Origin of the sequence: Brevibacillus aydinogluensis (assembly GCF_961514395.1) — a bacterium.
Taxonomy (GTDB): domain Bacteria; phylum Bacillota; class Bacilli; order Brevibacillales; family Brevibacillaceae; genus Brevibacillus; species Brevibacillus aydinogluensis.
Genome location: NZ_OY569118.1, coordinates 1,359,222 through 1,382,597 on the forward strand (window position 1 = coordinate 1,359,222; position 23,376 = coordinate 1,382,597).

General features: G+C 59.1%; 18 protein-coding genes and 1 pseudogene. 18 read left to right on the top strand and 1 reads right to left on the bottom strand.

The annotated features are described in order from the left end of the window. The first annotated feature begins 125 nt into the window (after positions 1-125). From Q7F15_RS06695 to Q7F15_RS06705, 3 genes are all read left to right on the top strand, one after another. Positions 126-3,644, top strand: coding sequence for a BadF/BadG/BcrA/BcrD ATPase family protein (locus tag Q7F15_RS06695; RefSeq protein WP_304415280.1), 3,519 nt, complete (start codon positions 126-128; stop codon positions 3,642-3,644). Between the two features lie 23 nt (positions 3,645-3,667). After that, the gene (locus tag Q7F15_RS06700) at positions 3,668-5,296 is read left to right on the top strand and encodes a 2-hydroxyglutaryl-CoA dehydratase (RefSeq protein ID WP_212131849.1); all 1,629 of its coding nucleotides are present in this window, start codon (positions 3,668-3,670) and stop codon (positions 5,294-5,296) included. An 85-nt stretch (positions 5,297-5,381) separates the two neighbouring features. Then, positions 5,382-5,510 (top strand): hypothetical protein, encoded by a 129-nt coding sequence (locus tag Q7F15_RS06705; RefSeq protein WP_256379846.1) that lies wholly within the window; start codon positions 5,382-5,384, stop codon positions 5,508-5,510. Between the two features lie 189 nt (positions 5,511-5,699). On the opposite strand, the gene Q7F15_RS06710 is transcribed toward Q7F15_RS06705, so the two are convergent. Continuing rightward, positions 5,700-5,795, bottom strand: coding sequence for a YjcZ family sporulation protein (locus tag Q7F15_RS06710; RefSeq protein ID WP_171564345.1), 96 nt, complete (start codon positions 5,793-5,795; stop codon positions 5,700-5,702). Between the two features lie 200 nt (positions 5,796-5,995). Between Q7F15_RS06710 and Q7F15_RS06715 the strand changes: the two genes are divergently transcribed. From Q7F15_RS06715 to lspA, 15 genes and pseudogenes are all read left to right on the top strand, one after another. Beyond that, positions 5,996-8,200 carry a DNA topoisomerase III gene (locus tag Q7F15_RS06715; RefSeq protein ID WP_212131851.1) on the top strand — a complete coding sequence of 735 codons (2,205 nt, stop codon included), beginning with the start codon at positions 5,996-5,998 and terminating at the stop codon, positions 8,198-8,200. An 88-nt stretch (positions 8,201-8,288) separates the two neighbouring features. Beyond that, on the top strand, positions 8,289-8,954 hold the full coding sequence (locus Q7F15_RS06720) for a PspA/IM30 family protein (RefSeq protein ID WP_171564343.1): 666 nt from the start codon (positions 8,289-8,291) through the stop codon (positions 8,952-8,954). 79 nt (positions 8,955-9,033) lie between these two features. Next, entirely contained in the window at positions 9,034-9,438 is a 405-nt protein-coding gene (locus tag Q7F15_RS06725; protein WP_171564342.1) for a DUF350 domain-containing protein, read from the top strand. 21 nt (positions 9,439-9,459) lie between these two features. Continuing rightward, positions 9,460-9,966, top strand: coding sequence for a DUF4178 domain-containing protein (locus Q7F15_RS06730; RefSeq protein ID WP_304415281.1), 507 nt, complete (start codon positions 9,460-9,462; stop codon positions 9,964-9,966). A gap of 12 nt (positions 9,967-9,978) precedes the next feature. Then, positions 9,979-10,774: pseudogene (locus tag Q7F15_RS06735) on the top strand (DUF4247 domain-containing protein). A gap of 398 nt (positions 10,775-11,172) precedes the next feature. Then, the gene (locus tag Q7F15_RS06740) at positions 11,173-11,397 is read left to right on the top strand and encodes a spore coat associated protein CotJA (RefSeq protein ID WP_171564339.1); all 225 of its coding nucleotides are present in this window, start codon (positions 11,173-11,175) and stop codon (positions 11,395-11,397) included. Continuing rightward, a complete protein-coding gene (locus tag Q7F15_RS06745) occupies positions 11,394-11,663 on the top strand; it encodes a spore coat protein CotJB (RefSeq protein ID WP_171564338.1) in 270 nt (89 codons plus the stop codon). The genes Q7F15_RS06740 and Q7F15_RS06745 overlap by 4 nt, the downstream gene beginning before the upstream one ends. Positions 11,664-11,684: 21 nt before the next feature. Beyond that, positions 11,685-12,254 (top strand): manganese catalase family protein, encoded by a 570-nt coding sequence (locus Q7F15_RS06750; protein ID WP_171564337.1) that lies wholly within the window; start codon positions 11,685-11,687, stop codon positions 12,252-12,254. A 262-nt stretch (positions 12,255-12,516) separates the two neighbouring features. Beyond that, positions 12,517-13,164 (top strand): DUF4912 domain-containing protein, encoded by a 648-nt coding sequence (locus Q7F15_RS06755; protein ID WP_212131853.1) that lies wholly within the window; start codon positions 12,517-12,519, stop codon positions 13,162-13,164. Between the two features lie 14 nt (positions 13,165-13,178). Then, entirely contained in the window at positions 13,179-16,025 is a 2,847-nt protein-coding gene (locus Q7F15_RS06760; protein ID WP_212131930.1) for a 1,4-alpha-glucan branching protein domain-containing protein, read from the top strand. 19 nt (positions 16,026-16,044) lie between these two features. Further along, entirely contained in the window at positions 16,045-18,426 is a 2,382-nt protein-coding gene (locus Q7F15_RS06765) for a sugar phosphate nucleotidyltransferase (protein ID WP_304415282.1), read from the top strand. Between the two features lie 58 nt (positions 18,427-18,484). Beyond that, positions 18,485-20,461: a glycoside hydrolase family 15 protein gene (locus Q7F15_RS06770; protein WP_304415283.1), complete on the top strand. Its 1,977-nt coding sequence runs from the start codon at positions 18,485-18,487 to the stop codon at positions 20,459-20,461. 6 nt (positions 20,462-20,467) lie between these two features. Further along, complete coding sequence (locus Q7F15_RS06775) at positions 20,468-21,892, top strand: phosphoglucomutase/phosphomannomutase family protein (protein ID WP_212131856.1); 1,425 nt, start codon at positions 20,468-20,470, stop codon at positions 21,890-21,892. A gap of 204 nt (positions 21,893-22,096) precedes the next feature. Further along, entirely contained in the window at positions 22,097-22,738 is a 642-nt protein-coding gene (locus tag Q7F15_RS06780; protein WP_304415284.1) for a serine/threonine protein kinase, read from the top strand. 129 nt (positions 22,739-22,867) lie between these two features. Beyond that, entirely contained in the window at positions 22,868-23,317 is a 450-nt protein-coding gene (gene lspA, locus Q7F15_RS06785; protein WP_171564330.1) for a signal peptidase II, read from the top strand. Positions 23,318-23,376 lie beyond the last annotated feature (59 nt).

Sequence of the window (23,376 nt, forward strand, 5' to 3'; positions counted from 1 at the left end):
CTCGAAGTGCCGAGGAGGGGTTTTTTGTTGGCCCATCTCTTTTCCCCTATATCCATGATGAATAGATTACATCCAACTTTGCCACGCTACCTATATGGATGTTATTGGAGAAAGGTGTGGTTTTGATGGCAAAGGAAGCTGCAGGGCAAGACTCTCTCATTATTGGTGTCGACGTCGGCTCGACTACCGTCAAAGCTACCGTGGTCGATCCCGACACCAGGGAGATTCTCTGGTCAGACTATCAGCGCCATCATACCAAGCAGGCGGAAAAAGTGCTGGAATTCCTGGTGGCGATCGGCAATCAGTTTGCCCATGTCCGGCGTGAAAACATTCGCATCTTTATGACCGGCTCCGGGGCCGGCCCGATTGCGGAACACGTCGGCGCCAAGTTTGTCCAGGAAGTAAACGCCGTAACCATGGCAGTGGAACAGCTTCATCCTGACGTCGGCAGTGTGATCGAACTGGGCGGGCAGGACGCGAAAATCATCATCTTCAAGGTAAACGAAGAGACGGGGGACAAGCAGGCGATCACCTCGATGAATGACAAGTGCGCCTCCGGGACGGGTGCCACCATCGACAAATGCATGATCAAGGTGGGCATGCCGATGGAGAAGGTGGGCCGGCTGCATTTCGACGATTCCAAGCTGCACCACGTGGCCGCCAAATGCGGCGTGTTTGCAGAGACGGACATCGTCAACCTGGTGAAGAGCGGCATCCCGGCGGCGGAAATCATGTGTTCGCTGGCGGACGCCATCGTCATGCAAAACCTGTCCGTACTCACGCGGGGAAACACGCTCAGGCACCGGGTGCTGCTGTTGGGCGGCCCCAATACGTACCTGCCGTTTTTGCAGGAGTGCTGGCGCAAGCGCATTCCGCAGACGTGGGAAGAGCGGGGATACCAGTACCCCCGGGACGTCCCCGTCGAAGAGCTGATTTTTGTGCCGGAAAACTCCCAGTACTACGCCGCATACGGCGCCGTCATGTACGGACTGCACGAGCCGGCCGAGGTGGGCGCCTACAAAGGGATCGAAGCGCTGAAAGCCTTCATCGCCCACGGACGCAAAGCCAAACTGGGTGAAAATGCCGGCCCGCCGCTCGTGCGCAGTGTCAGCGAGCTGGAAGAATTCCGCCGCACGTACAGCATCCCGCCGTTTACGCCCGCCAGCTTCTCGCCTGGGCAAAAGGTGAGGGCGGTGATCGGGCTGGACGGAGGATCGACGTCGTCCAAAGCGGTGCTCGTTGACGAGAGCGGCGCCATTTTGCTGAAAGAGTACCAACTGTCCAAGGGCAACCCGCTCGAAGACACCAAAGAGATGCTGCGGCGGATTCGCGACAAGGTGACAGGCGAAGGAGCGGAGCTGGAGATCATCGGCTTTGGCGCCACCGGGTACGCGGCGGACGTGCTGGAGAAGACGCTCAGGGCGGACGTCAACATCGTGGAGACGGTCGCCCACATGATGAGCGCCGTTCACCAGTTCGGGGATGTCGACGTGATTTGCGACATTGGCGGCCAGGACATCAAAGTGCTCTTTTTGAAAAACGGCGACATCCGCAACTTCCGGCTGTCCAACCAATGCTCGGCGGGCAATGGCATGCTGCTGCAGGCGATGGCCGACCAGTTCGGCATTCCCATCCAGGAGTATGCGGAAACGGCCTTCAAGGCGGAACTCACCCCCAAGTTTTCCTACGGCTGTGCGGTGTTCCTCGATGCCGACCGGGTCAATTTTCAAAAGGAAGGGTATTCCAAGGAAGAACTGCTGGCCGGCCTTGCCCTGGTCCTGCCGAAAAACGTCTGGCAGTACGTCGTGCAGATCCCGCGCATGGCCGAACTGGGCCGCACCTTTGTCCTCCAGGGCGGCACGCAGTACAACCTGGCAGCGGTCAAAGCGCAGGTCGATTACATCAGGGAGCGGGTTCCCGACGCCAAGGTGTACGTGCATCCCCATCCTGGTGAAGCAGGCGCGATCGGCGCCGCGATGGAGACCCTGCGCGTCGTCAAGCGTCGGGGGTATTCCACCTTCCTGGGGCTGGATGCTGCGATTGGGCTTTCGTACATCACCCGCAACGACGAATCCACCCGCTGTACCTTCTGTCCCAACCACTGCAGCCGAACCTTTATTGACGCAAAGACGCCGGACGGACAGACGGCCCGCTACATCTCCGGCTTTAGCTGCGAAAAGGGAACGGTGGAAGACAAGGAGGCGGTCATTCGCCTGACCAAGCAGCGGCAGGAACTGAAAAAACACTATCCCAACCTGGTGGAATACGAAGCGACCCGCATGTTCCAGCATTTCTACGATCCGGAACCGATGCCGACAGCGGACGAGACGGTGAACGACGTGCGCGTCACGCGCAGGTGGCTGGGTCTGGGGGGCGTGCGCAGAAAGGTGTATACGCGCCATTTTCAGCGCTCCTCGGCAGAGGCGGCAGAGCGGCGTAGCCGGATGCGCATCGGAATTCCGCGGGTGCTCAACATCTGGTCGACGGCTCCGTTTTGGCGCACCTATTTTGAAACACTTGGCATCGACAAGAACAACATCGTATTCAGCGACTACACCAGCGAAGAGATGTGGCTGGAGGGCGGCAAGTACGGCTCGATCGACCCGTGCTACCCGTCGAAGGTGGCCCAGGCGCACATCCACAATCTGCTGTTCAAGCATCACGAGCGGAAGCCGCTGGACTGCATCGTATTCCCGTGCATCACCCACATTCCGACCCACTTGCAGAACGTGATGGATTCCGCGAGCTGTCCCATTGTCGCCGGGGCGCCCAATGTGATTAAAGCGGCCTTTACGAAAGAGATTGACTTCTTTGCGACGAGAGGTGTCACCTACCTCGACCCGGCCGTCACCTTTACGGAGCGGCACATGATGAAAAAGCAGTTGTTCGAGGCGTTTCGAGACGTGCTGCAGATCACCGAGGACGAGAGCGATTTTGCCGTGGAGCAGGGATGGCGGGCGATGGACCTCTTTGACGCCGAAATGCAGGAGCGGGGAAAGGCGATCCTGGAGCAGGTGGAAGCGGAAAACCGTCTGGCCATCCTGATGATCGGGCGGCCGTACCACTCCGATCCCGGTCTCAATCACGGCGTGCTGGAAGAGTTTCAGGTGTTGGGCTACCCCATCCTTTCGATGCGCTCCATCCCCAAGGACGAGCAGTGGCTGCGGCGTTTTTTCCGCGACGACATCGAGAGCGGGCGCGTGGAGCACGCACTGGAGGTGACGGATGTCTGGCCGGAAAACTTCAGTTCCAACAGCGTGCAAAAGGTGTGGGCAGCCAAGTTTGCCGCCCGCCATCCCAACGTTGCGGTGCTTGATCTGTCCAGTTTCAAGTGCGGTCATGACGCACCGACCTACGGGCTGATCGACAAGATCATCTCGACGGCAGGAACGCCTTATTCCGCCTTGCACGACATCGACGCCAACAAGCCGAGCGGCTCGATCAACATTCGTGTGAAAACCTATGCCCACAGCCTGAGTCTGCACGAGGAGCGGCTGCAGGATCTGGCCGCGAAAAAAGCGGAGCTGCAGAAGCGCATCGAACAGAAGCGGCGGGAACTGCTCGGCCTCGACACGCAGGAACGGACGGCTGTGATGGAATCGACCGGGTTTGCGCAGACGGGCAGCGAATCGATCCCGTCATGACTATCTGAAAGGGGCGAAAAGGTATGACAACCACCACAGAAATTTCCGGGAACGAAAACGCGATTGCCGATGAATTGCGCCGTTATCAGGAAGAGCAGATGCAGGCGCTGGGATTGACAGCCAGTCGGCAGCAGTGGTTTGATCCGGTTCCCCGCCAGTTTTTGGCCAGGGACAAGGCCAGCACCACCATCCTTTTCGGCGGACTGACCATGGCCCACGACTACCTGATCGAAGGGGCGCTCTCCGGGCTGGGCTACAACGTAAAGCACCTGGATTGTCCCGACAACGAGTCGCTTCGGTACGGCAAGGAGTTTGGCAACCGCGGCCAGTGCAATCCGACGTATTTTACCGTGGGCAACCTGATCAAGTATTTGACGTATCTGCGGGACGTGGAGGGCAAATCAAAAGAGGAGATCGTCGCAAACTACCTGTTCATCACCAGCGGTTCGTGCGGGCCCTGCCGCTTCGGCACGTATGTGACGGAGTATCGCAAGGCGCTGCGCGATGCCGGGTTTGACGGCTTCCGCGTGCTCCTGTTTCAGCAGCAGAGCGGGCTGAAGCAGGCGACCGGCGGCGACTCCGCCCTCAAGCTGGACACCGCGTTCTTCCTCAGTTTCTTGAAAGCGGCCCTGTTGGGCGACATTCTGAATGCCATCGGCTATCGCATCCGTCCCTACGAAGTGGAACCGGGCGCCACCGATGCCGCGCTCGAGCGCTGCAAACATCGACTGTACGAGGCCTTGCGCCAGCGCAAATGGCTGATTCCCGCCCTGCTGGCATGCCGCAGGGAGCTGCAGGCGATCCGGGTGGACCGGACGCAGGCCAAACCCAAGGTGAGCGTGATCGGCGAGTTTTGGGCGATGACGACGGAGGGCGACGGCAACTATCAACTGCAGCGCTTTCTGGAAAAGGAAGGGGCCGAGGTAGACGTGCAATTGCTGACTGCCTGGATTCTCTACCTGATCTGGGAAGGGCGCTACGACACGCTGAAGCGCATGAGGCTGCGCGGCGAGGACGGCGGCCGCTACGGCCTTGCCGGCAAAAATCCGGTCATGCGCCTGCGCATGCTGTGGGCGGCCGACCGCGTTCTCCGCTTGATGTTTTACAGCTACGCAAAGCTGTTGGGCTTGTCCGGCTACCATCTGCCGGACATGGATGAGGTGGCCCGGGTTGCGCATCAGCATTACAACAACCACCTGCGCGGCGGCGAAGGCCACATGGAAGTGGGCAAGCTGATCCTGAACGTGGTCAAGCGGAAAGTGAACATGACGATCTCCGTCAAGCCGTTCGGCTGCATGCCGTCTTCCGGGGTATCGGACGGCGTGCAGTCGCTGATCACGGAAAAGTACCCGGATGCCATTTTCCTCCCGATCGAGACGACAGGAGACGGCGCGATCAACGTCTACAGCAGGGTGCAGATGATGCTGTTCAAAGCAAAGCAAGCCGCCCAGAAAGAATTTGAGGAAGCTCTGGCGCAGCAGGGGATCACATTGGAGAGGCTGCGGAACCTGGCAGACCGCCCGGCCTTTGCCCATCCGTTGAAGACCAGTCGGCACCGGGTAGCCTGTACGGCGGCCAACGCCGTCTACAGCCTGCGCCGCTTTCCCTGGCTGTCCGTTCGGAGCAGCAAAGAGGAGATGCACAGCGTCTAGCACGAAAAAAACGCGTTTTTTCGCCAAGCAGCGGAAAGCGCGTTTTTTGCATATCCTGATGAAAAACGATACCGGGGGAGAAGACATGAAGGAAAAAGAAAATCGCCCGACGCCCACTCAGGAACTGCAGTTGATCGGGCAGGTATTGTCGCTGATCGGGGCTGTCCTTCAATTGATCGGCTACGTGGTGGAATTGAACGACAAGAAGAAATGAGACACCCCATCGCTCGCAGCGAGCATGCCAAGGCGTACAGGTATCTGGTGCTTGTGGATACATGAGGAGAGATGTGTACCATCGACCGTCGGCGGCGTTTTCTCACCAGCCATAGCGGAGTGCATGCAAGGGGAGAATGCCCCCGAATTCTCCCTTTGCATGGATCTGTCTGCTTTTGCTTTGTTTTCGTTATTCACAACTGCAGCCGACAATGACCAACAGGATAAACAGCACGAGCACGAGGCTGAATTCGTCAAATCCGCAACCGTTGAAGATACTGCTCATCACTACCCCTCCTTTCCGCGACTATCATACTGTATGTGTGCGCAGTGGGTTTTGCCTGTACGCTCGCCCAATGCTGGACGCACCGACGAGGAAATCCCCCCGTTTGGACAACGGATGGACAAGCCGGGACAGGTCCGCGGACTTGTAGTACAATAGAAGTCAGAACAAATGTTTCCAGACGGATGGGGAGAATGCCACGCATGAAAGTCATCATTGCCGAAAAACCGGACCAGGCGCTCAAGTTGGCCAGTCCGTTTGCGCATAAAAAGAAGCAGGGCTATGTGGAAATTCAGCCAAACCAGCTGTTTCCCCGGGGGGCCTACATCACGTGGGCGGTAGGTCACGTGTGTGAGCTGGTGCCGCCGGAAGCGTACAATCCTGCCTGGAAAAAGTGGGCGGTGGAGACGCTGCCGATCATCCCGGAATCGTTTCGCCATCAGGTGATAAAGGGCAAGGCCAAACAGTTCGGGATTATCAAGCAGCTGCTCAGGCGGCCTGACGTAAACGAGATCATTCACGCAGGCGACGCCGGACGGGAAGGGGAGCTGATCGTGCGGACGATCGTGGAGATGAGCGGGGTTCGCAAGCCGATGAAGCGGCTGTGGATCTCGTCGCTGACGGAGCGGGCTGTCGTCGCCGGCTTCGCATCGCTATTGGAGGAGGAGCAGACGCGCAATCTGTACCACGAGGCGTACAGCCGGGCCTGCGCCGACTGGCTGGTGGGCATGAACGCCTCCCGCGTGTACACCATCCTGCTAAAGAAAAAAGGAATCAGCGATGTGTTTTCCGCCGGCCGGGTACAGACCCCGACCCTGGCGCTGGTGGTGAAGCGGGAAAAGGAAATCGCCTCGTTTCGGCCGGAGCCGTTCTGGGAAGTAAAGGCCACCTTCGACGTGTGCGGCAAACGGTATGAAGGCGTCTGGCAGAAGGACGGGCAATCGCGGATCAACGACCCCGAGCTGGCGGAGCGGATCGCCGCGTTTTGCCGTGATAAACCGGTACGCGTGTCGGAGGTGAAGACGGAGCGGAAAGAATTCCTGCCCCCGTACCTGTTCAACCTCTCTTCCCTCCAGGCGGCCGCCAACAAGCTGTACAAGTTTTCGCCGCAAAAGACGCTGGACGTGGCGCAAAAGCTGTACGTCAAGGGATATCTCTCCTATCCGCGCTCTGATTCCGCCTTTGTGACGGCCGAGGAGGCGCGGGCGTTCCCGGATATCCTTGCCAGGCTGGCCAGACAGCCGGAGTACCGCGGCTTTTTTCCCGCGCCGAAGTCCTCGATCGCCCAAGATCGACGCTACGTCAACCAAAAAAAGGTAACGGACCACTACGCGATTATCCCGACGGAGCAGGTGCCCACCGTGGCCAAGCTGGGGGACGACGAGCGGAAAATCTACGACCTGGTGGCCCGCCGGCTGATCGCCGCCCATTATGAGAGCGCGCTGTTTGATTACACGACGGTGGTCACGCTGGTGGACGGCCGGGCTGCATTTGTCAGCAAGGGAAAGGTGCAGCTCAGGGCCGGATGGCGGTCGGTGCTGTTCGACGAGGAGAAGGAAGAGGACGAACCGGTGCTGCCGCCGCTGGCCGAGGGAGAAGAGGGGCGGGTGTGCAAAGCAAGCGTCAAGGAGAGCAGGACGCAGCCGCCCAAGCGCTACACCGAAGGTCAGCTGATCACGCTGATGAAGACGGCGGGCAAGCATCTGGACAACGAAGAGCTGGAGAAGGTGCTGATGAAGACGGAAGGGCTGGGCACCGAAGCGACCCGCGCCGCCATCATCGCCACACTGAAACAGCGAAAGTACATCGAGGTCAAGCGGAACCAGGTGTACGCCACCCCCAAGGGTATGCTTTTGATCGATCTGATCGGTGACAAGATCCTGGCCTCGCCGGAAATGACCGCCCGGTGGGAGCAGCGTCTGGCGGAGATCGGGCAGGGATTGGCCTCGCCGCAGGCGTTCATGGAGCAGGTGAAAAAACTGTCCAGCAAGATCGTGCAGGATGCGGTGGAACAGTCGCAAAGCTGGAATTTGGACGGATACGACGTGGCGGCGATGCCGAGGCAGTCCTCTCGGTTCAGCCTGGGCAAAAAGGTGGCCGCCTGCCGCGCCTGCGGCGGCGATCTGGTGGACAAAGGGGATTTTTACGGCTGTGCCAACTACCGCAAGACCGGCTGCGGCGTGACGCTGTCCAAGACCATTTTGGGCAAGAAAATTTCCGCCGCCAACGTCAAACGGCTGATGGAGTCGGGCAGAAGCAATCTCATCAAAGGATTTCAAAAGGGCGAAGAGCGCTTCGACGCCTACCTGCTGTGGGACGACCGGGAGCAAAAGGTGCGTTTGCAGCAGAATGCTGGCGGCGAGGGAGAGCGCAAGGGCAGCATGCGCAAACGAAAGGAGTCCGGTTGAAACCGAGGCCCCTCTTTTTTCGTAGATACGTGTTAGAGAGGCGCAGTTGCAGCTGCGTTGACATTCTTATGCAAGGAGGAAAAATGTCATGTCGTTTTTCAAACGTCTGCGAGACCTGACCATGGCCAATCTGTATGCTCTGATTGAAAAAGCGGAAGACCCCGTTAAAATGACAGACCAGTATCTGCGCGACATGCAGGCCGATCTGGAAGAAGCGGAAAAAGCTGTCGCTGCCCAAATCGCCCTGGAGAAAAAATTCAAGCTGCTGTACGAGGAGCAGGAAGCCCTCGTCAAGAAACGCGACGAGCAGGCCCATCTGGCTGCGCAGGCGAAGAACGTCGATCTCGCCCGACGCGCGTTGGAAGAAAAGAAAGCGGCCCAGCAAAAGATGGAGGAGTACAAGGCAAGCTACGAGCAGAATAAACAGGCGGCTGACAACCTGCGCGAAAAGCTGGCGGAAATGCGCAAGCAGATCAACGAGCTGAAACACAAACGGGAGACCCTGGTCGCCCGCGTCAACGCCGCCAAGGCCCAGAAAAACATCAACAAGGCGATGTCCGGGTTCGACGCAAATACGGCGATGGCGGGGTTGAAGCGCATGGAGGAGAAGGCGCTGCAGCTCGAAGCGGAAGCGGAGGCCAGCGGCGACGTGTACAAAAAAGAAACATCGCTGGACGAGGAAATCGCCAAATTGAACCGTGATCAGGAAATTGAAGACGAACTGGCGGCCCTGATGAAAAAATACGAGGGGTAAACCGCTCCAGGCGGTTCCCCTTTTTCTCTGATTCCGCGAACTGCCGCAAGTAAATTTTGACGCTGTGGAGGGATGGACTTTGTCGTGGTTTGAAGTGCTGGCCATGCTGGTGTGGACCGGGGCCGGCGCCATTCTCTTGTTTGTGCTCATGTGGGTGGACAGTTTGTTCACCAAATACAAGGACATTACGGAAATGAAGAACGGGAACGTGGCGGTAACGACCCGTTTCGTCATGAAGCTGTTTGCCCAGGGCTATATCTTGTCCCGGTCGATTGCCACTTCCAACGATCTGTTTATTGCCCTGTTGGTGTCTGTGGTTTCATTTGTCATTTTGTTCATGCTGGAATGGATTGTCGAACGGCTGTTGAAAATGGCTGCGTCGTTTGATCTGGACGAGGGAACGCGGCAGGGGAAAGTCGCGTACGCATTGTTGGCCGGCTCTTTCCACATCGTCGGCGCTTTGATTTTGGCCGCTTGTCTGTAGTGCGGGGAAAGGAGGGCATCCATGAGTTTGTTCAAGCGAATCCACGGTCTCTTTGCCAAGCATGAGCCGCTGCCCGCAGAGCGCAGCATCCTCACTGTTGGGCCGGGAGATGTGGTGGAGGTTTCCCTGGTCACCTATCAGGTGACGGGCAGGATTCAAAACGTCAGTCGAAACGCCGTGATGCTGACCCTGCAGGACGGCCAGCAGATTCGCTATCTCTATATCGAAGAGCGGGAACAGGTGGTGTATCAGCTCTACAGCGCCATTGACGGCCGGCTGGATTTTGACGATGGAGTCCCGACCACGATCGAAATGGACGGGGTCTACTACAACCTGGAGGAACACTACAGCGGTCACGTGACGGCCCAGGGCAAAACCCCGTTTTCTTCGTCAGGCGAGCAGCACATCTGGCAGTTTCAATCCGACCAGCGCCATCTGCTGCGGATCGAATGGCAGGACGGCCGTTTCATGCTGTACGAGGGAGAGTTTGTCCTCTCGGCTGACGTGCAGGTCTTGCGCGGAACGTAGGGAGGGATGAGGATGGCACAGCGGTTGTTTCGAGCGGTCGCGATCTTGTTGGTGCCAGCGCTCTTGCTCTTGTCCCTGGCTGGCTGCGGGAAACCGTCGGCCGGATTGGACTATCCGCTGGAATCGGTGATCTCCAAGGACGACGGGCAGTATTCCCGCGTCTACCGCGCCGAAAACAAAACAGTGCCGGAAGTGGCCCGCGAACTGGCAGAGCAGCGAGAGCCGGACGAAATCTCAAAAGAAGACGAGAAACACATGTTTCTCATCTATCCGGATGAATGGTACCACCTGCAGCAGGATCAAGAGAAGCCTTCGGACACGCTCATCGAAGTGGACAGCAAGGAGTTTGTCCGGCAAAATTACGATCCGTCGTTTCTGGAGGGGTTCATCATCGCCAGCCTGCTGGATGACCTCTTCGATGCGCACAAACATGCCACCGGTTCGTATCGAGGGTATACCACAAGAGACATCTACAAACCAGGGGGGACGTACCGGGTCCCCACCCAGCAGGAAAAAAGGCGGCTCCTCCTGTCACCAAGCAGGGAACGGGGAGCATCATCAAGCGCAGCGACAAGCCTGCCGATCGGAGTTCCGGAGTCGGTGCGGACGGCAGCATCATCAAAAAAAGACGGAACCGTCCACAGCGCCATCCGGGCAGGTCGGGCGGATTATCCGCAAGTCTGACAAGAAGACGACCATCTCCAATTCGACATCCACAAAAAAATCCTCAATCTTCTCCCCGCCGCGAAGCAAATCGCCTCCGCGCACGAAGGTTGGTGGCTTCGGCCGTATCACCAAACGACGATAACCTGCTGAAAACAGCGGGTTTCCGACTGAAGCCAACCCGATTGCATCGAAGGAGAAGCACGTTTCCAGGCAGAGCGACTTGTGAGCCCTGCCGAGCGGAGCAGCGATTTGCGGGAAAAAGGATCGCCACCGTTGAACAATCTGCGTAGCCATGCGGCTTTGGCGATCCCCCGCAAATCAATGCGGAGCGAGCAGTATGTGTTTCTCTGTTGGGCGAGCACGGAGCGGCTGACGGAAACGTGTTCTCCTCGCAATGGTCATTTTCTACACACTGTAACCCGCTGAGCACAGCGGGTTTTTCTTATGCCACACAAACGGGCGACCGCCCAACACCGCAGGTAGGTGAGTGTCATACAGTGATACTGGTTAGTCAATCACCTAGCAAGGAGGTCACCTTCGTTGGATTCGCAGACGAGAGTGTATTATCCGTACGTCAGCCCCTTTGACCCGTGTCCGCCGATCCGGGTGAAAACCTATGTGGTCCCCCCCAACCTGTTCATGAATTTTCAGCCCCCCGGACTGCCGCAGTTTTCTGCTCACGAAGCGCTGCGCCACGGCGTGCTCTGGCCGGCATTGTACAGTCCGTACGAGGGACGGGATCGAAAAGGGAGGGAGCGGAAGTGAGCGATCGCAAACAAGTGGACGAACGCTACTACCAGCTTCTGCATGAGCTGCAGGCGCTCGATTTCGTGCTGGTGGAGTTGTCGCTGTACCTGAACACTCACCGAGACGACATGAATGCGGTCCAGCAGTTCAACGAGTACTCCGCCAGACGCTGGCAGGTGGCGTGCGAGTTTGAGGCTCATTACGGACCGCTTTTGCAATTCGGACACAGCTATTCCGGATATCCCTGGCAGTGGCCCGAAACGCCGTGGCCGTGGCAGGTATGAGGATGAGGAGGAGAATCAAACGTGTGGATTTATGAGAAAAAACTGCAGTACCCCGTACGCGTGAGCAAATGCGATCCGCGTATGGCGAAGCTCCTGATCGAGCAGTATGGCGGCGCCGATGGGGAGCTGGCGGCGGCGCTCCGCTACCTGAACCAGCGGTACACCATCCCTGACAAGGTGATCGGTCTGTTGACGGATATCGGGACAGAAGAGTTTGCGCACCTGGAAATGATTGCTACCATGGTGTATAAGTTGACGAAAGACGCCACGATCGAGCAGTTGGAGGAAGCCGGCCTCTCCCCCCACTACGTTAATCACGACAGGGCGCTGTTTTACAACAATGCCGCCGGCGTCCCCTGGACGGCGGCGTACATCCAGGCCAAAGGCGACCCGATTGCCGACCTGTACGAAGATATTGCCGCCGAGGAAAAAGCGAGAGCCACCTATCAATGGCTGATTGACATGACGGACGATCCCGACCTGAAGGACGGCCTCAAATTCCTCCGCGAACGGGAGATCGTCCACTCGCTGAGATTTCGTGAAGCAGTGGAACTCTTGAAAGAAGAGCAGGGACGAAAGAAATTTTTCTGATTTACTGTCTGATCCACCTGTACAGGTGGTTTTTTTCTTGCCCTGATTTCCCGAAAGGTCAACGGGTCTTTCGCCATCCTGCAGTTCGTCAGTTTTCATGACGAAAAACAGTCGGAAACTCGACAAAAGAAGAAAGGATGTGCACACACTGTTCGACAGTCTTTGATGGGCGGTTTTGGCTATGATGGCATTGTTGGCAAAAGACCCGTCGCCTCCGCCAGTCTCGTGCTTGGAGGATACCGGCAGAAAGGAGCGTTCAACGATGTTGGAACGAATCTTACAGCTTCGCTCGCAGTCCATGACCATCGCGCAAATCGCCAAAGAATGCGGGCTGACCGTGGGCCAGGTGAAATACCGGCTGCAGAAGGGCAGATCGCGTTCGGCGGCCGAACCTGACTCCAGCAGCCGGAATGCTGTCCCGCCAAAGAACAAACCGGACGACGGGTGGCGGCTGCCGCCGTTTTACGGGAGGGATGTGGTCAAACTGATGGTGCAGGGGCCGACGGTGCTGTTTGTCTATTGGGAGATCACCTGGCCGCGCATGCGGATGGTCGCATCCTACCTGCAGGCAGACTACCGGCAGATCGACAAGGGGCTCCGTCTCTACGACGTGACCGACTGCTTGTTTGACGGCACCAACGCGCATTGCCACCTGGACGTGACCGTGTCACATGACGCCCACTCCTGGTTTGTGCATGACGTCCAGCCGGGGAGAACGTACATCGCCGACTTTGGTCTGTTCCACCGCGAGCGCTTCTACCCGATCCTGCGCTCGGAACCGGCAGCGACACCGCGCAATTACCCTGCCGCATGGGGCGAGCCGCTGGTGGAGCCAGCCACCGACACGCGCGTACCAGCCTGGTTTGAGAACTTTTCTTCCTATTCCCTCTATCCCAAAACGTCAAAATGAGCGAGGTGTCTGTGGTGTCAAACGGTTATCTCTCCCTCGTGCTGCATGCCCATATGCCTTACGTGCGGGATGGCGAGCGGGATGATCGCCTGGAAGAGCGCTGGGTGTACGAGGCCATGCTCGAATCGTACATTCCGCTGTTGCTGGTGTTTGAAAAGCTGCTCGCGGACGGCATCCCGTTTCGCATCACGCTGGCCGTTTCACCTCCGCTGCTGTCCATGCTTGACGATCCGTTGATCCGTGAGAGATTCCGGCGCCATCTCGCCAAAACGGTCGAGTTGGCCGGAAAGGAATGCAAGCGGACGAGCGGCAGCCCGGAGGAGCACCGCGTCGCCAAAATGTATCTGCAGCGCTTTCGGGAAATCGCCCAGTACTGCCGCAAGTGGGATTATGCGCTTGTATCCGCTTTGAAACGGCTGCAGGAGAGCGGCTGCGTGGAGCTGATTACGTGCGCCGCGACTCACGCGTTTCTCCCCTTTGTAGAGACGGAAGAGGCAATCCGCGCCCAGCTTATGGTAGGGATTGATACGCATGAGCGTATTCTCGGCCGCCGTCCCGCGGGAATCTGGCTGCCCGAGTGCGGCTATACCCCGGGGCTGGACCGCCTGCTGAAAGAGGCGGGCATCCGCTACTTTTTCACCGACAGCCACACGGTTCGCCACGCCACTCCTCATCCGCGGCGGGGGCTGTTTGCGCCGCTGTTGACACCGTACGACGTAGCCGCCTTTCCACGCGATGAAGAAGCGTCGCGTCAAGTGTGGAGCTCTGTCACCGGCTATCCCGGAGATTACGATTACCGGGAATATTACCGGGACATCGGGTTTGATCTGGACTGGGCGTACATCGCTCCGTACGTTCATCCCGAGGGATTCCGCGTACATACAGGACTCAAGTACCACCGGATCACCGGGCGGGATGAGCCAAAAGCCATTTACGATCCCGACCGGGCGAGGGAGAAGGCGGACGTTCACGCCGGTCATTTCCTCGCCAGTCGGGAGGCACAGGTGGTGCAGGCGGCCGAATGGCTGGATCCCCCTCCGCTGATTACGGCCACGTACGACGCCGAACTGTTCGGCCACTGGTGGTACGAAGGGCCGCAGTTTCTCGATTTTCTGCTGCGGAAGGCTGCCTGCGATTCACATGTGATCAGTCTGACCACGCCCTCCGCCTACCTGGACGCCTACCCCCAGATTGACCGGGGGCGTCTGCCGATGTCGTCCTGGGGGCGAAACGGCTACGGCGAAGTCTGGCTCAACGAGCGAAACAGCTGGATTTACCGCCACCTGCACCAGGCTGAACGGGACCTGATCGAACTGGTGGAAAAGACCCATGACGATCATGAGGCACGTCCGCTGTTGCGGCGCGGACTGCAGCAGGCGGCCCGGGAGCTGATGCTGGCGCAAAGCAGTGACTGGGCTTTTATCATGGACGGACAAACCGTGGTTGATTACGCCGTCCGCCGCACTCACGACCATCTCACCTGCTTTCGCGAGCTGGTGGAGCAGATTGAGGCGGGGACGATTGATCCCGAGCGACTGGCCGCAAGAGAGCAGGCGTATCCGCTTTTCCCCGATCTGGACCTGCGGTACTATTTGCCGATAAGTTCGCATAGAGTGAACGTATCGCGTCAGTATGTGGCCGCCGGCAGTGAGCGTCAAGAAGGGCTTCGGGTGCTGATGTTGAGCTGGGAGTTTCCGCCCCGCGTCGTCGGCGGACTGGGCCGGGCCGTGTACGACCTGGCCTGCCATCTGGCAAGGCAGCACGCAGAGGTGCACGTATTGACAGCCTCACCAGGTACGGCAGCGCACTCGGAGCTGGTAAACGGGGTGTGCGTCCATTGGCTCAACACCTACGTCCCGGGAGAGCAGAGCGATTTTCTCGACTGGGTATTTCAGCTCAACCTGGCGATGACAGACGCGGCGGAACGATTGGTGCGGCAGGGATTTCGGCCCGATCTCATCCACGCGCACGACTGGATGGTCGGATGGGCAGCGCTGGAGCTGAAACAGCGTTGGGAACGGCCGTTGGTGACGACGATCCACGCGCTGGAACACGGCCGTCATCAAGGGATTCACACCCCGCTGCAGCAGCGGATTCACGAGCGCGAACAGCTTCTCTCCACCGCATCCGACCGCCTCATCGTGTGCAGCCGCTACATGGCCGGGGAGGTGAACAGGCTGTTTAGCGTACCGCATGAGTGTATCGCCGTGATCCCCAACGGCGTCGCATGCCCGCCGGCCGCGACTGCGGATGAAGCAGAGTGCATGCGCGTCGTGCGGGAGGAACTGGGGCTGGGGACGGGACCGGTCATCTTCTTTGTCGGCCGGATGGTGCGGGAAAAAGGGGTGCACCTGCTGTTGGAGGCCGCCCCCCGCGTATTGCACGAACACCCGGAAGCCGTCTTCGTTCTGGCGGGAAAAGGGCCCATGCTGGAAGAGTGGCGGCAGATGGCGGAGCAGCGGGGGCTGGCGTCTCGCGTCCGATTTCTCGGCTTTGTCGACGACGACCGCCGCAATCTGCTCTTCCGAATGGCAGCGGCAGCCGTTTTTCCCAGCTTGTACGAGCCGTTCGGCATCGTGGCGCTGGAAGCCATGGCGCTGGGGACACCGGTGATTGTGGCCGACACGGGAGGCTTGCGGGAAATCGTCCGCCACGGCGAAAACGGGCTCACCTTTTACACCGGCAACGCCAATTCGCTTGCTGATCAGTTGTGCTGGCTCCTGCACTGCCCCGATGAACGCGAGCGGCTGGTCCGCACGGCGCGTGAGGACATCCTGTGTCAATACGACTGGAACCGGTTGGCGCTTCAGACGATGGATTTGTATCGTTCATTGGGTTCAGCCTGGGCAACTTCGATCTGACCGAGAGGAGGAACGGTTGATGAAAGCAGTGATCATGGCCGGCGGCAAGGGAACCCGCCTGCGCCCGTTGACGGTCCATACGCCCAAACCGATGGTGCCGTTGTTAAACCGTCCCTGCATGGAATACACGATCCACCTGCTGAAACGCCATGGCATTACGGACATCGCGGTCACGCTGCAGTACCTTCCCGATGCCATCCGCAGCTACTTTGGCGACGGATCACGCTTTGGCGTCTCGCTTACCTATTTCGAAGAAGCGACGCCATTGGGCACGGCGGGCAGCGTCAAAAACTGCGCTGAATTCCTGGATGACCGGTTCCTGGTGATCAGCGGAGACACCTTGACGGACATCGATTTGACAGAGGCTGTCCGTTTTCACGAGCGAAACGGCGCATTGGCCACGCTGATCCTGACCAGAGTGGAGACGCCGCTGGAATTCGGCGTCGTCATGACGGACGAGAGCGGACGAATCACCCGGTTCCTGGAAAAGCCCAGCTGGGCCGAAGTGTTCAGTGATACGGTCAACACAGGCATGTACGTCTTCGAACCTGAGGTGCTTTCTTACATAGAAGAAGACAGAGAAGTGGATTTCAGCAAAGAGCTGTTTCCCGCCTTTTTGGACGCGGCTCTGCCGCTGTTCGGCCACATCGCGGAGGGCTACTGGTCGGACATCGGGTCCCTGGACGTGTATCGGCAGACGCAGGCTGACATGCTGGACGGACGGGTGCGGGTGGAGATTGACGCGCGAGAGATTGCCCCCCGGATCTTTCTCGAAAACCACGTGCGGATTGATTCGTCCGTGCGGCTGGAAGGGCCCGTGTACATCGGGGAAAACGTCCATTTGCAAGCGGGTGTGTCGGTCGGTGCCTACTCCGTGCTGGGCAGTCATTCGGTCATTTGCGCCGGGACCAGGCTGGGGCAGTCGATTTTGTGGGAAAACTCCTATATCGGCCAGCGGGCGGAACTGACAGGCGCTATTCTGGGCCGCAACGTGAGCGTCGGACCGTGTGTCCTGCTGGGCGAGGGCGCGGTCATCGGCGACCGCTGCCGGATCGGTGCCAAGGCGGTGGTAAAAGACGGGGTCAAGGTCTGGCCTCACAAGGAAATTGAGGAATGCGCCAACGTACACACGTCGCTCATTTACGGAACCAAGCAGTCAAAACGCCTGTTCGGCGGCAATGGCATCAAAGGGCTGGCAAATGTGGAGATTACGCCGGAGTTCGTAACCCGGCTGGCTGCCGCATACGCCTACCTGCTCAAGCCGGGCAGCAAAATCGCCCTGTCCGCCTGCGCCCACCCGTTTGCCCAACTGCTCAAGCACAGCGTCATGACCAGTCTCTGCTCGTCCGGAATTGACACGATCGACATCGGCATCAGCATCGCGCCGGTAAACCGGTACGCCGTCCGACAGTTTCACTGCCAGGGCGGGATTCACATCCACATGGACGAATCGGCTGAGGAGAAGCAAGTAGTGATCCAGTTCGTCGACCAGCTGGGGCTGCCGGTCTCCCGCGATTGGGAGCGGAAAATTGAAAATGCCTGCTGGCAGGAGACGTATGTCCGTTCGCTGCACCACCTGGGTTATCTGCACGTGGAACACCAGGTGCAGGAAACCTACACGCGTGAACTATTGGAGCAGATCGACGCGGCACTGATTCGGCGCCGGGGATTCAACCTGCTAATCGAGTGCGAGCCCCGCTTCCTGCCGGCGTTTCTGGCTCCGCTTTTTGGCGCGCTGGGTGTGACCGCCCTGTACGGCGCCGTCGCAGAAGGGGTCGGCAGGCACGGTGTCGATCTGGCTGTCCGCCTGCACAAAAACGGCGAGCAGTTCGAGCTGTTCACGGACACGGGGGAACGCCTGACGCCGGAACAACTTATGGCGCTGCAGCTCCTCGCCTGCCGGGGGCAGCGACGGCAGATCGGCCTGCCGGTCAGCGCGCCGGAAGAGATGGAGCAGCTGGCCCGGCGGATGCAGGTGGAGGTGGTCCGCACCAAGTTGTCGCCGCGCGCGATGATGGAGGTGTCGCCGGACGAGCGGTTCCATCCGCTGTTTGATGCGGTTTTCAGCCTGGTCTGCATCCTTGCGCACCTGTCACGGGAAAAACAGCCGCTCAGCCAGTTGACCGCTCAGCTTCCGGCGTGCCACATGGACAAAACGACGGTGTTTTGTCCGTGGGCATGGAAGGGAAAAGTGATGCGTAAAATGTTGGAGGAACACAAAGGCCAGCAGCTGGAGTTGGTGGACGGCATCAAGGTGTACGACGCCCACGGCTGGGTGCTGATTCTGCCGGATACAGAACATTCCCACGTCAATATCATTTCACAGGGCGTGACAGCGGAATCAGCATCGACGCTCGCCGCATTGTTCGCCCGGAGGATAGCGGAGTTCCAGTCCCGATAACGCGCCTTGTTTTCGGGAACCTTCTCGTGAAGTTTCAGATCGGAAGGGACGTGACATCATGCCAAGACCGCTTGTGGTGGGTAACGGAAAGCTGCTGATCAATTTTGACGACAGACTGCGCATGCGCGATCTCTTCTATCCGTATGTCGGGCAACTGAATCACGTGGGCGGTCATTACTGCAAGCTAGGCATCTGGGTGCAGGGGCGGTTTTCCTGGTTGGATGAAGACGGATGGGAACGCAGGCTCGGCTATCGCGACGAGTCGCTCGTCACCGATGTCACCGCCCGTCACGAGAAATTGGGGCTTTCGCTCTGCATCGCAGACGGCGTGCATCAGCGCGACCCGATTTACCTCAAACAGGTCCGTGTCCGCAACCACTTCGCGGAGACGCGGGAAGTGCGCCTGTTTTTTCATCACGACTTCAGCTTGAACGAGACCGAAGTGGGGGATACGTCCGTGTACGATCCCCTGCTTCACACCGTGTACCATTACAAGCGCAATGTCTACATCATGGTGAACGGCCGGACGGCGGAGAACGGCATTTTTCAGTACAGCGTGGGCATCAAGCGGTTTAATTACGCGGAAGGAACCTGGCGGGACGCAGAGGACGGTCTGCTGGAAGGAAACACGATCGCGCAGGGCTCGGTGGACAGCACCGTTTCGTTCCGCCTTGTGCTGGAGCCGCTGGCGGAGCAGACGCTGTACTACTGGATGTGCGTTGGTGACACGTACCCGGCGGTCAAGGAATTGAACCAGTACGTGCTGGACAGCGGAGCGGACCGGCTGCTGTCGCGCGTGGACGTCTACTGGCGGCGTTGGGTGAACAAGGAGGAGCAAAGCTTTGCTGACCTGCCGCCTGAGGTGATCCGCCTGTACAAACAGAGCCTGTTGATCATCCAAACACAGATTGATCAGCACGGCGCCATTCTGGCCGCCAACGATTCGGACATCCTGCAGTACAACCGCGATCATTACAGTTACATGTGGCCGCGCGACGGGGCGCTGGTCGCCAGCGCGATGGTCCGCGCGGGATACGGCGGGACGGTGGCGCCGTTTTTTCGCTTTTGCCGTGACGCGCTGACGGAGGACGGCTATCTGCTGCACAAGTACAATCCAGACGGGTCTGTCGGTTCGAGCTGGCACCCGTTTGTTCGGGACGGGGAGTACCAGCTTCCCATCCAGGAGGACGAGACGGCGCTTGTTCTCCACGCGCTGTGGGAGATGTACCGCTGCAGCAAGCAGATTGAATTTTGCCAGCGGCTGTATCCCACACTGGTCAGGCCGGCGGCCCGGTTTTTGCTGTCCCATCTCCATCCCGAATGGCACCTCCCCCTCCCCAGCTACGATCTGTGGGAAGAGCGCAGAGGAATCTTTACCTTTACCAGTGCCACCGTCTACGCCGGGCTCAAGGCGGCGGCAAGGTTTGCCCAACTGTTTGGCGACGATCACCGCTTCCAGCGCTATGACGAAGGGGCGGAGCGCGTCCGTGCGGCCATGTTGCAGCATCTGTACGATCCGGACCTCGGCCGTTTTTTGCGCGGGGGGTACCTGCGGTCAGACGGAAAGCTGGAAAAGGATGAAACGGTGGATAGCAGCCTGTACGGACTGTTTGCCCTGGGCGTGATGCCGGCAGACGATCCCCGGGTCGTCAGCACGATGGAGGCGGTTAGGCGCAGTCTGCGGGTGGATACGCCGGTGGGCGGAATCGCCCGGTACCAGGGTGATCCGTATTTTCGCAAGGCACACGACGCGGCCAGGGTGCCGGGGAACCCCTGGATTATCTGCACGCTGTGGGTAGCCGATTGGGAAATTGCGAAAGCGCAATCGCTGGAAGAACTTGGCGAAGCGAAAAAGCGGCTCGACTGGGTGGTGCGGCACGCGATGGAAAGCGGCGTGCTGTCGGAGCAGTTGGACCCGTACACCGGCGAGCCCGTCTCCGTTGCGCCGCTCACCTGGTCGCACGCCACCTTTGTCGCCACGGTGCTGCGTTACGTGGACAAAGCAAACGAGCTGAAGCAAAAAAGGGAGAGGTGAATCGCAGTGAACGACATCCGCTTTGGCACGGACGGCTGGCGCGCCATCGTCGCCGATCAATTTACGATGGAAAACGTGCGCGTCGTCGCCCAGGCCATTGCAGCCTATACCAGGGAAATCGGCCAACAGGAACAGGGCATTCTCATCGGTCATGACACGCGCTTTTTGGGCCGACGCTTCGCCGAGACCGTGGCAGGCGTGCTGGCCGCCAACGGCATTCGCGTCTATCTGGTCAACGAAGCAGCACCGACGCCGGCCGTGGCCTTTGGCGTCAAGCATTTTGCCGCCAGCGGCGCGGTGATGATTACCGCCAGCCACAACCCGCCTGAGTACAACGGGATCAAATACATTCCCGATTATGCCGGACCGGCCGCTCCGGAGATCACCAGCAGGCTGGAAGCGTTGATCCGGGCGGTCCAGGAGGCGGGCGGCGTCCGGGACATTCCGCTGGATGAAGCCAAGGCGCGCAAGCTGCTGCAGGTGATCGTGCTCCGTCCGCACTACGAGGCGCATCTCAGGCGAATGGTCCACCTGGACGTGCTGAAACAATCACCGCTGCGGGTCGTGATTGATCCCATGCACGGCGCCGGGATTGGCTACGTAAGCGGACTGCTGAAAGAAGCAGGGGTGGAGACGATCAGCATCCGCGAGACGGCCGACCCGTTTTTTGGCGGCAGCCTGCCGGAGCCGAACGATCACCACCTGTCCTTGTTGAAGAGGGAGGTCATCGACCGGCAGGCCGACCTGGGGTTGGCCAATGACGGAGACGGGGATCGCTTCGGAGCCGTTGACCGTTTCGGCCGGTACGTGCCGCCCAACGCCGTGCTCGCCCTGCTGACCCGCCATCTGGTCAAAAACAGGGGGCTGCGCGGCCGAATCGTACGCACCGTGGCGACCACCCACCTGTTGGACCGGATGGCGGCCCGCTACGGTCTGGAGCTGGTGGAGACGCCGGTTGGGTTCAAGTACATCGGCGCCCAAATGCTGCGGGGAGACGTGCTGATCGGCGGCGAGGAAAGCGGCGGCGCCAGCATTTTCGGCCACATTCCGGAAAAGGACGGCATTCTGATCAACCTGCTGTTGGCGGAGATGTGCGCCTGGGAAAAGAAAGGCATCGATCAGATTCTTCAGGAGGTCTGCGACGAGTATGGCGAGCTGTTTTCGACGCGCCTGGATATCCGCCTGCCGGGAAAAGAACGCTGGATACAGCAGATGCTGGCGGTGCCGCCTGGCCAGGTAGGCCCGTTTGCAGTGCGGGGAGTAAACCGCATGGACGGCGTCAAGCTGCTGCTCGACGGCGGTCATTGGGTGCTGATCCGTCCGTCCGGAACGGAGCCGCTTCTCCGCATTTACTGCGAGGCGGCGAACCCTGCCGCTCTTGAACAGATCAGAGAGGCTGTCCAAGACTGGTTTATCGAGATCAACGCGTAACGAACAAGCCCCTTTTGCGGTCTTGCCGGAAACGAACATGCATGTGCGGGGAAAAATAAAAGAGGCCGCCTCCCAGACTGGCCCATGCGGCGGGGAGGCGGCTTTTGCCGTTGTTCAACAGCATCCGCCGAGCAGGTTGCCTAATTTTCTGGTTTTGCTAGAATCAAAAAGAAGAAACCCTTCCGTGACGAAAGAAGAGGACACATGCGCATTCATCGAGACGTGTTGGACCCGTTCCTGCGTGAGGTAAAACTGGAAAGCCGTTCGCCGGACGACCCGGTCGTCGTGTTGCACACACCGTACCCGTGGGAATTGGTGGGAAGGGGCAACTACGCGGCGGTGTTCGCCCATCCTGACTACCCGGACGTGGTGGTGAAGCTGTACGCACCGGGGCGTCCCGGTTGGGAACAGGAAGTGGACGTGTACCGCAAGCTGGGGCAGACCCGCTCGTTTCCCGTCTGCTATCAGGCGGAGCCCTGCTTTCTGGTGCTGACGCGGATCAAAGGCATCTCGTTGTTTGACTGCCTTCTCTACGGCATTCCGATCCCGCCGCAGGTGATCGAGGACGTGGAGGAGGCGCTGGAGGAAGCCCGGTCCAAGGGGCTGTATCCCCACGACGTGCACGCCAAAAACGTGCTGATGGATCAGGGGCGGGGCTATCTGATCGACGTGTCCGACTACTACAAAAACATACCGGACAGCAAGTGGCGCGACTTGCGACGGGCGTACTACAAGTTCTACCTGCCGCTTTTCAAGGACCGCGGCTGGAAGATACCGCTCTGGGTGCTGGATGGCGTGCGCAAAGGGTATCGGTACTACATAAAGCTGTCCCGCCTCTTTCGGTGAGCAGGGGAAGACGCACCGGTCCACGGGGAGCGTGGATCGTTTCATTGTTTCACAAGCGGCGCTGTGGTATCATTTTCTGTTGACGTCATGTTGCTGGCTGTCTGAGTCGGAGTAAGGAGGACCCCATCGATGTACTATCTCATTGCTGCTGCCATTGTCGCGCTCGATCAATGGACCAAGAACCTGGTGGTGACCCGGATGGAACTGGGGCAGTCGATTCCCCTGATTCCAGATGTGTTTCACCTCACGTCCCATCGGAACATGGGAGCGGCATTTGGCATCCTGCAAAACCAGCGATGGCTGTTTGTGATCATCACGATTGCCGTCGTGATCGGCATTCTGGTGTCGCTCGTGCGCATCGGCAAGCGGCAGCCGCGCGTGTCTCTCGCGCTTTCGCTGGTGTTGGGCGGGGCGATCGGCAATTTCATCGACCGCGTCAGCACGGGCCAGGTGGTCGATTTTCTCGATTTTACCCTGATCAACTTTCCGATTTTCAATGTAGCCGATATGGCCATTACATTCGGCGTTGCCCTGCTGCTGCTGGACGTGCTGCTGGAGGGCAGACGCAAGGCCGAGTAAGTGGTAAATGGAACGAGTGGTTGTAAACGATACTAGCGTACTACATACGAGGAGACAGA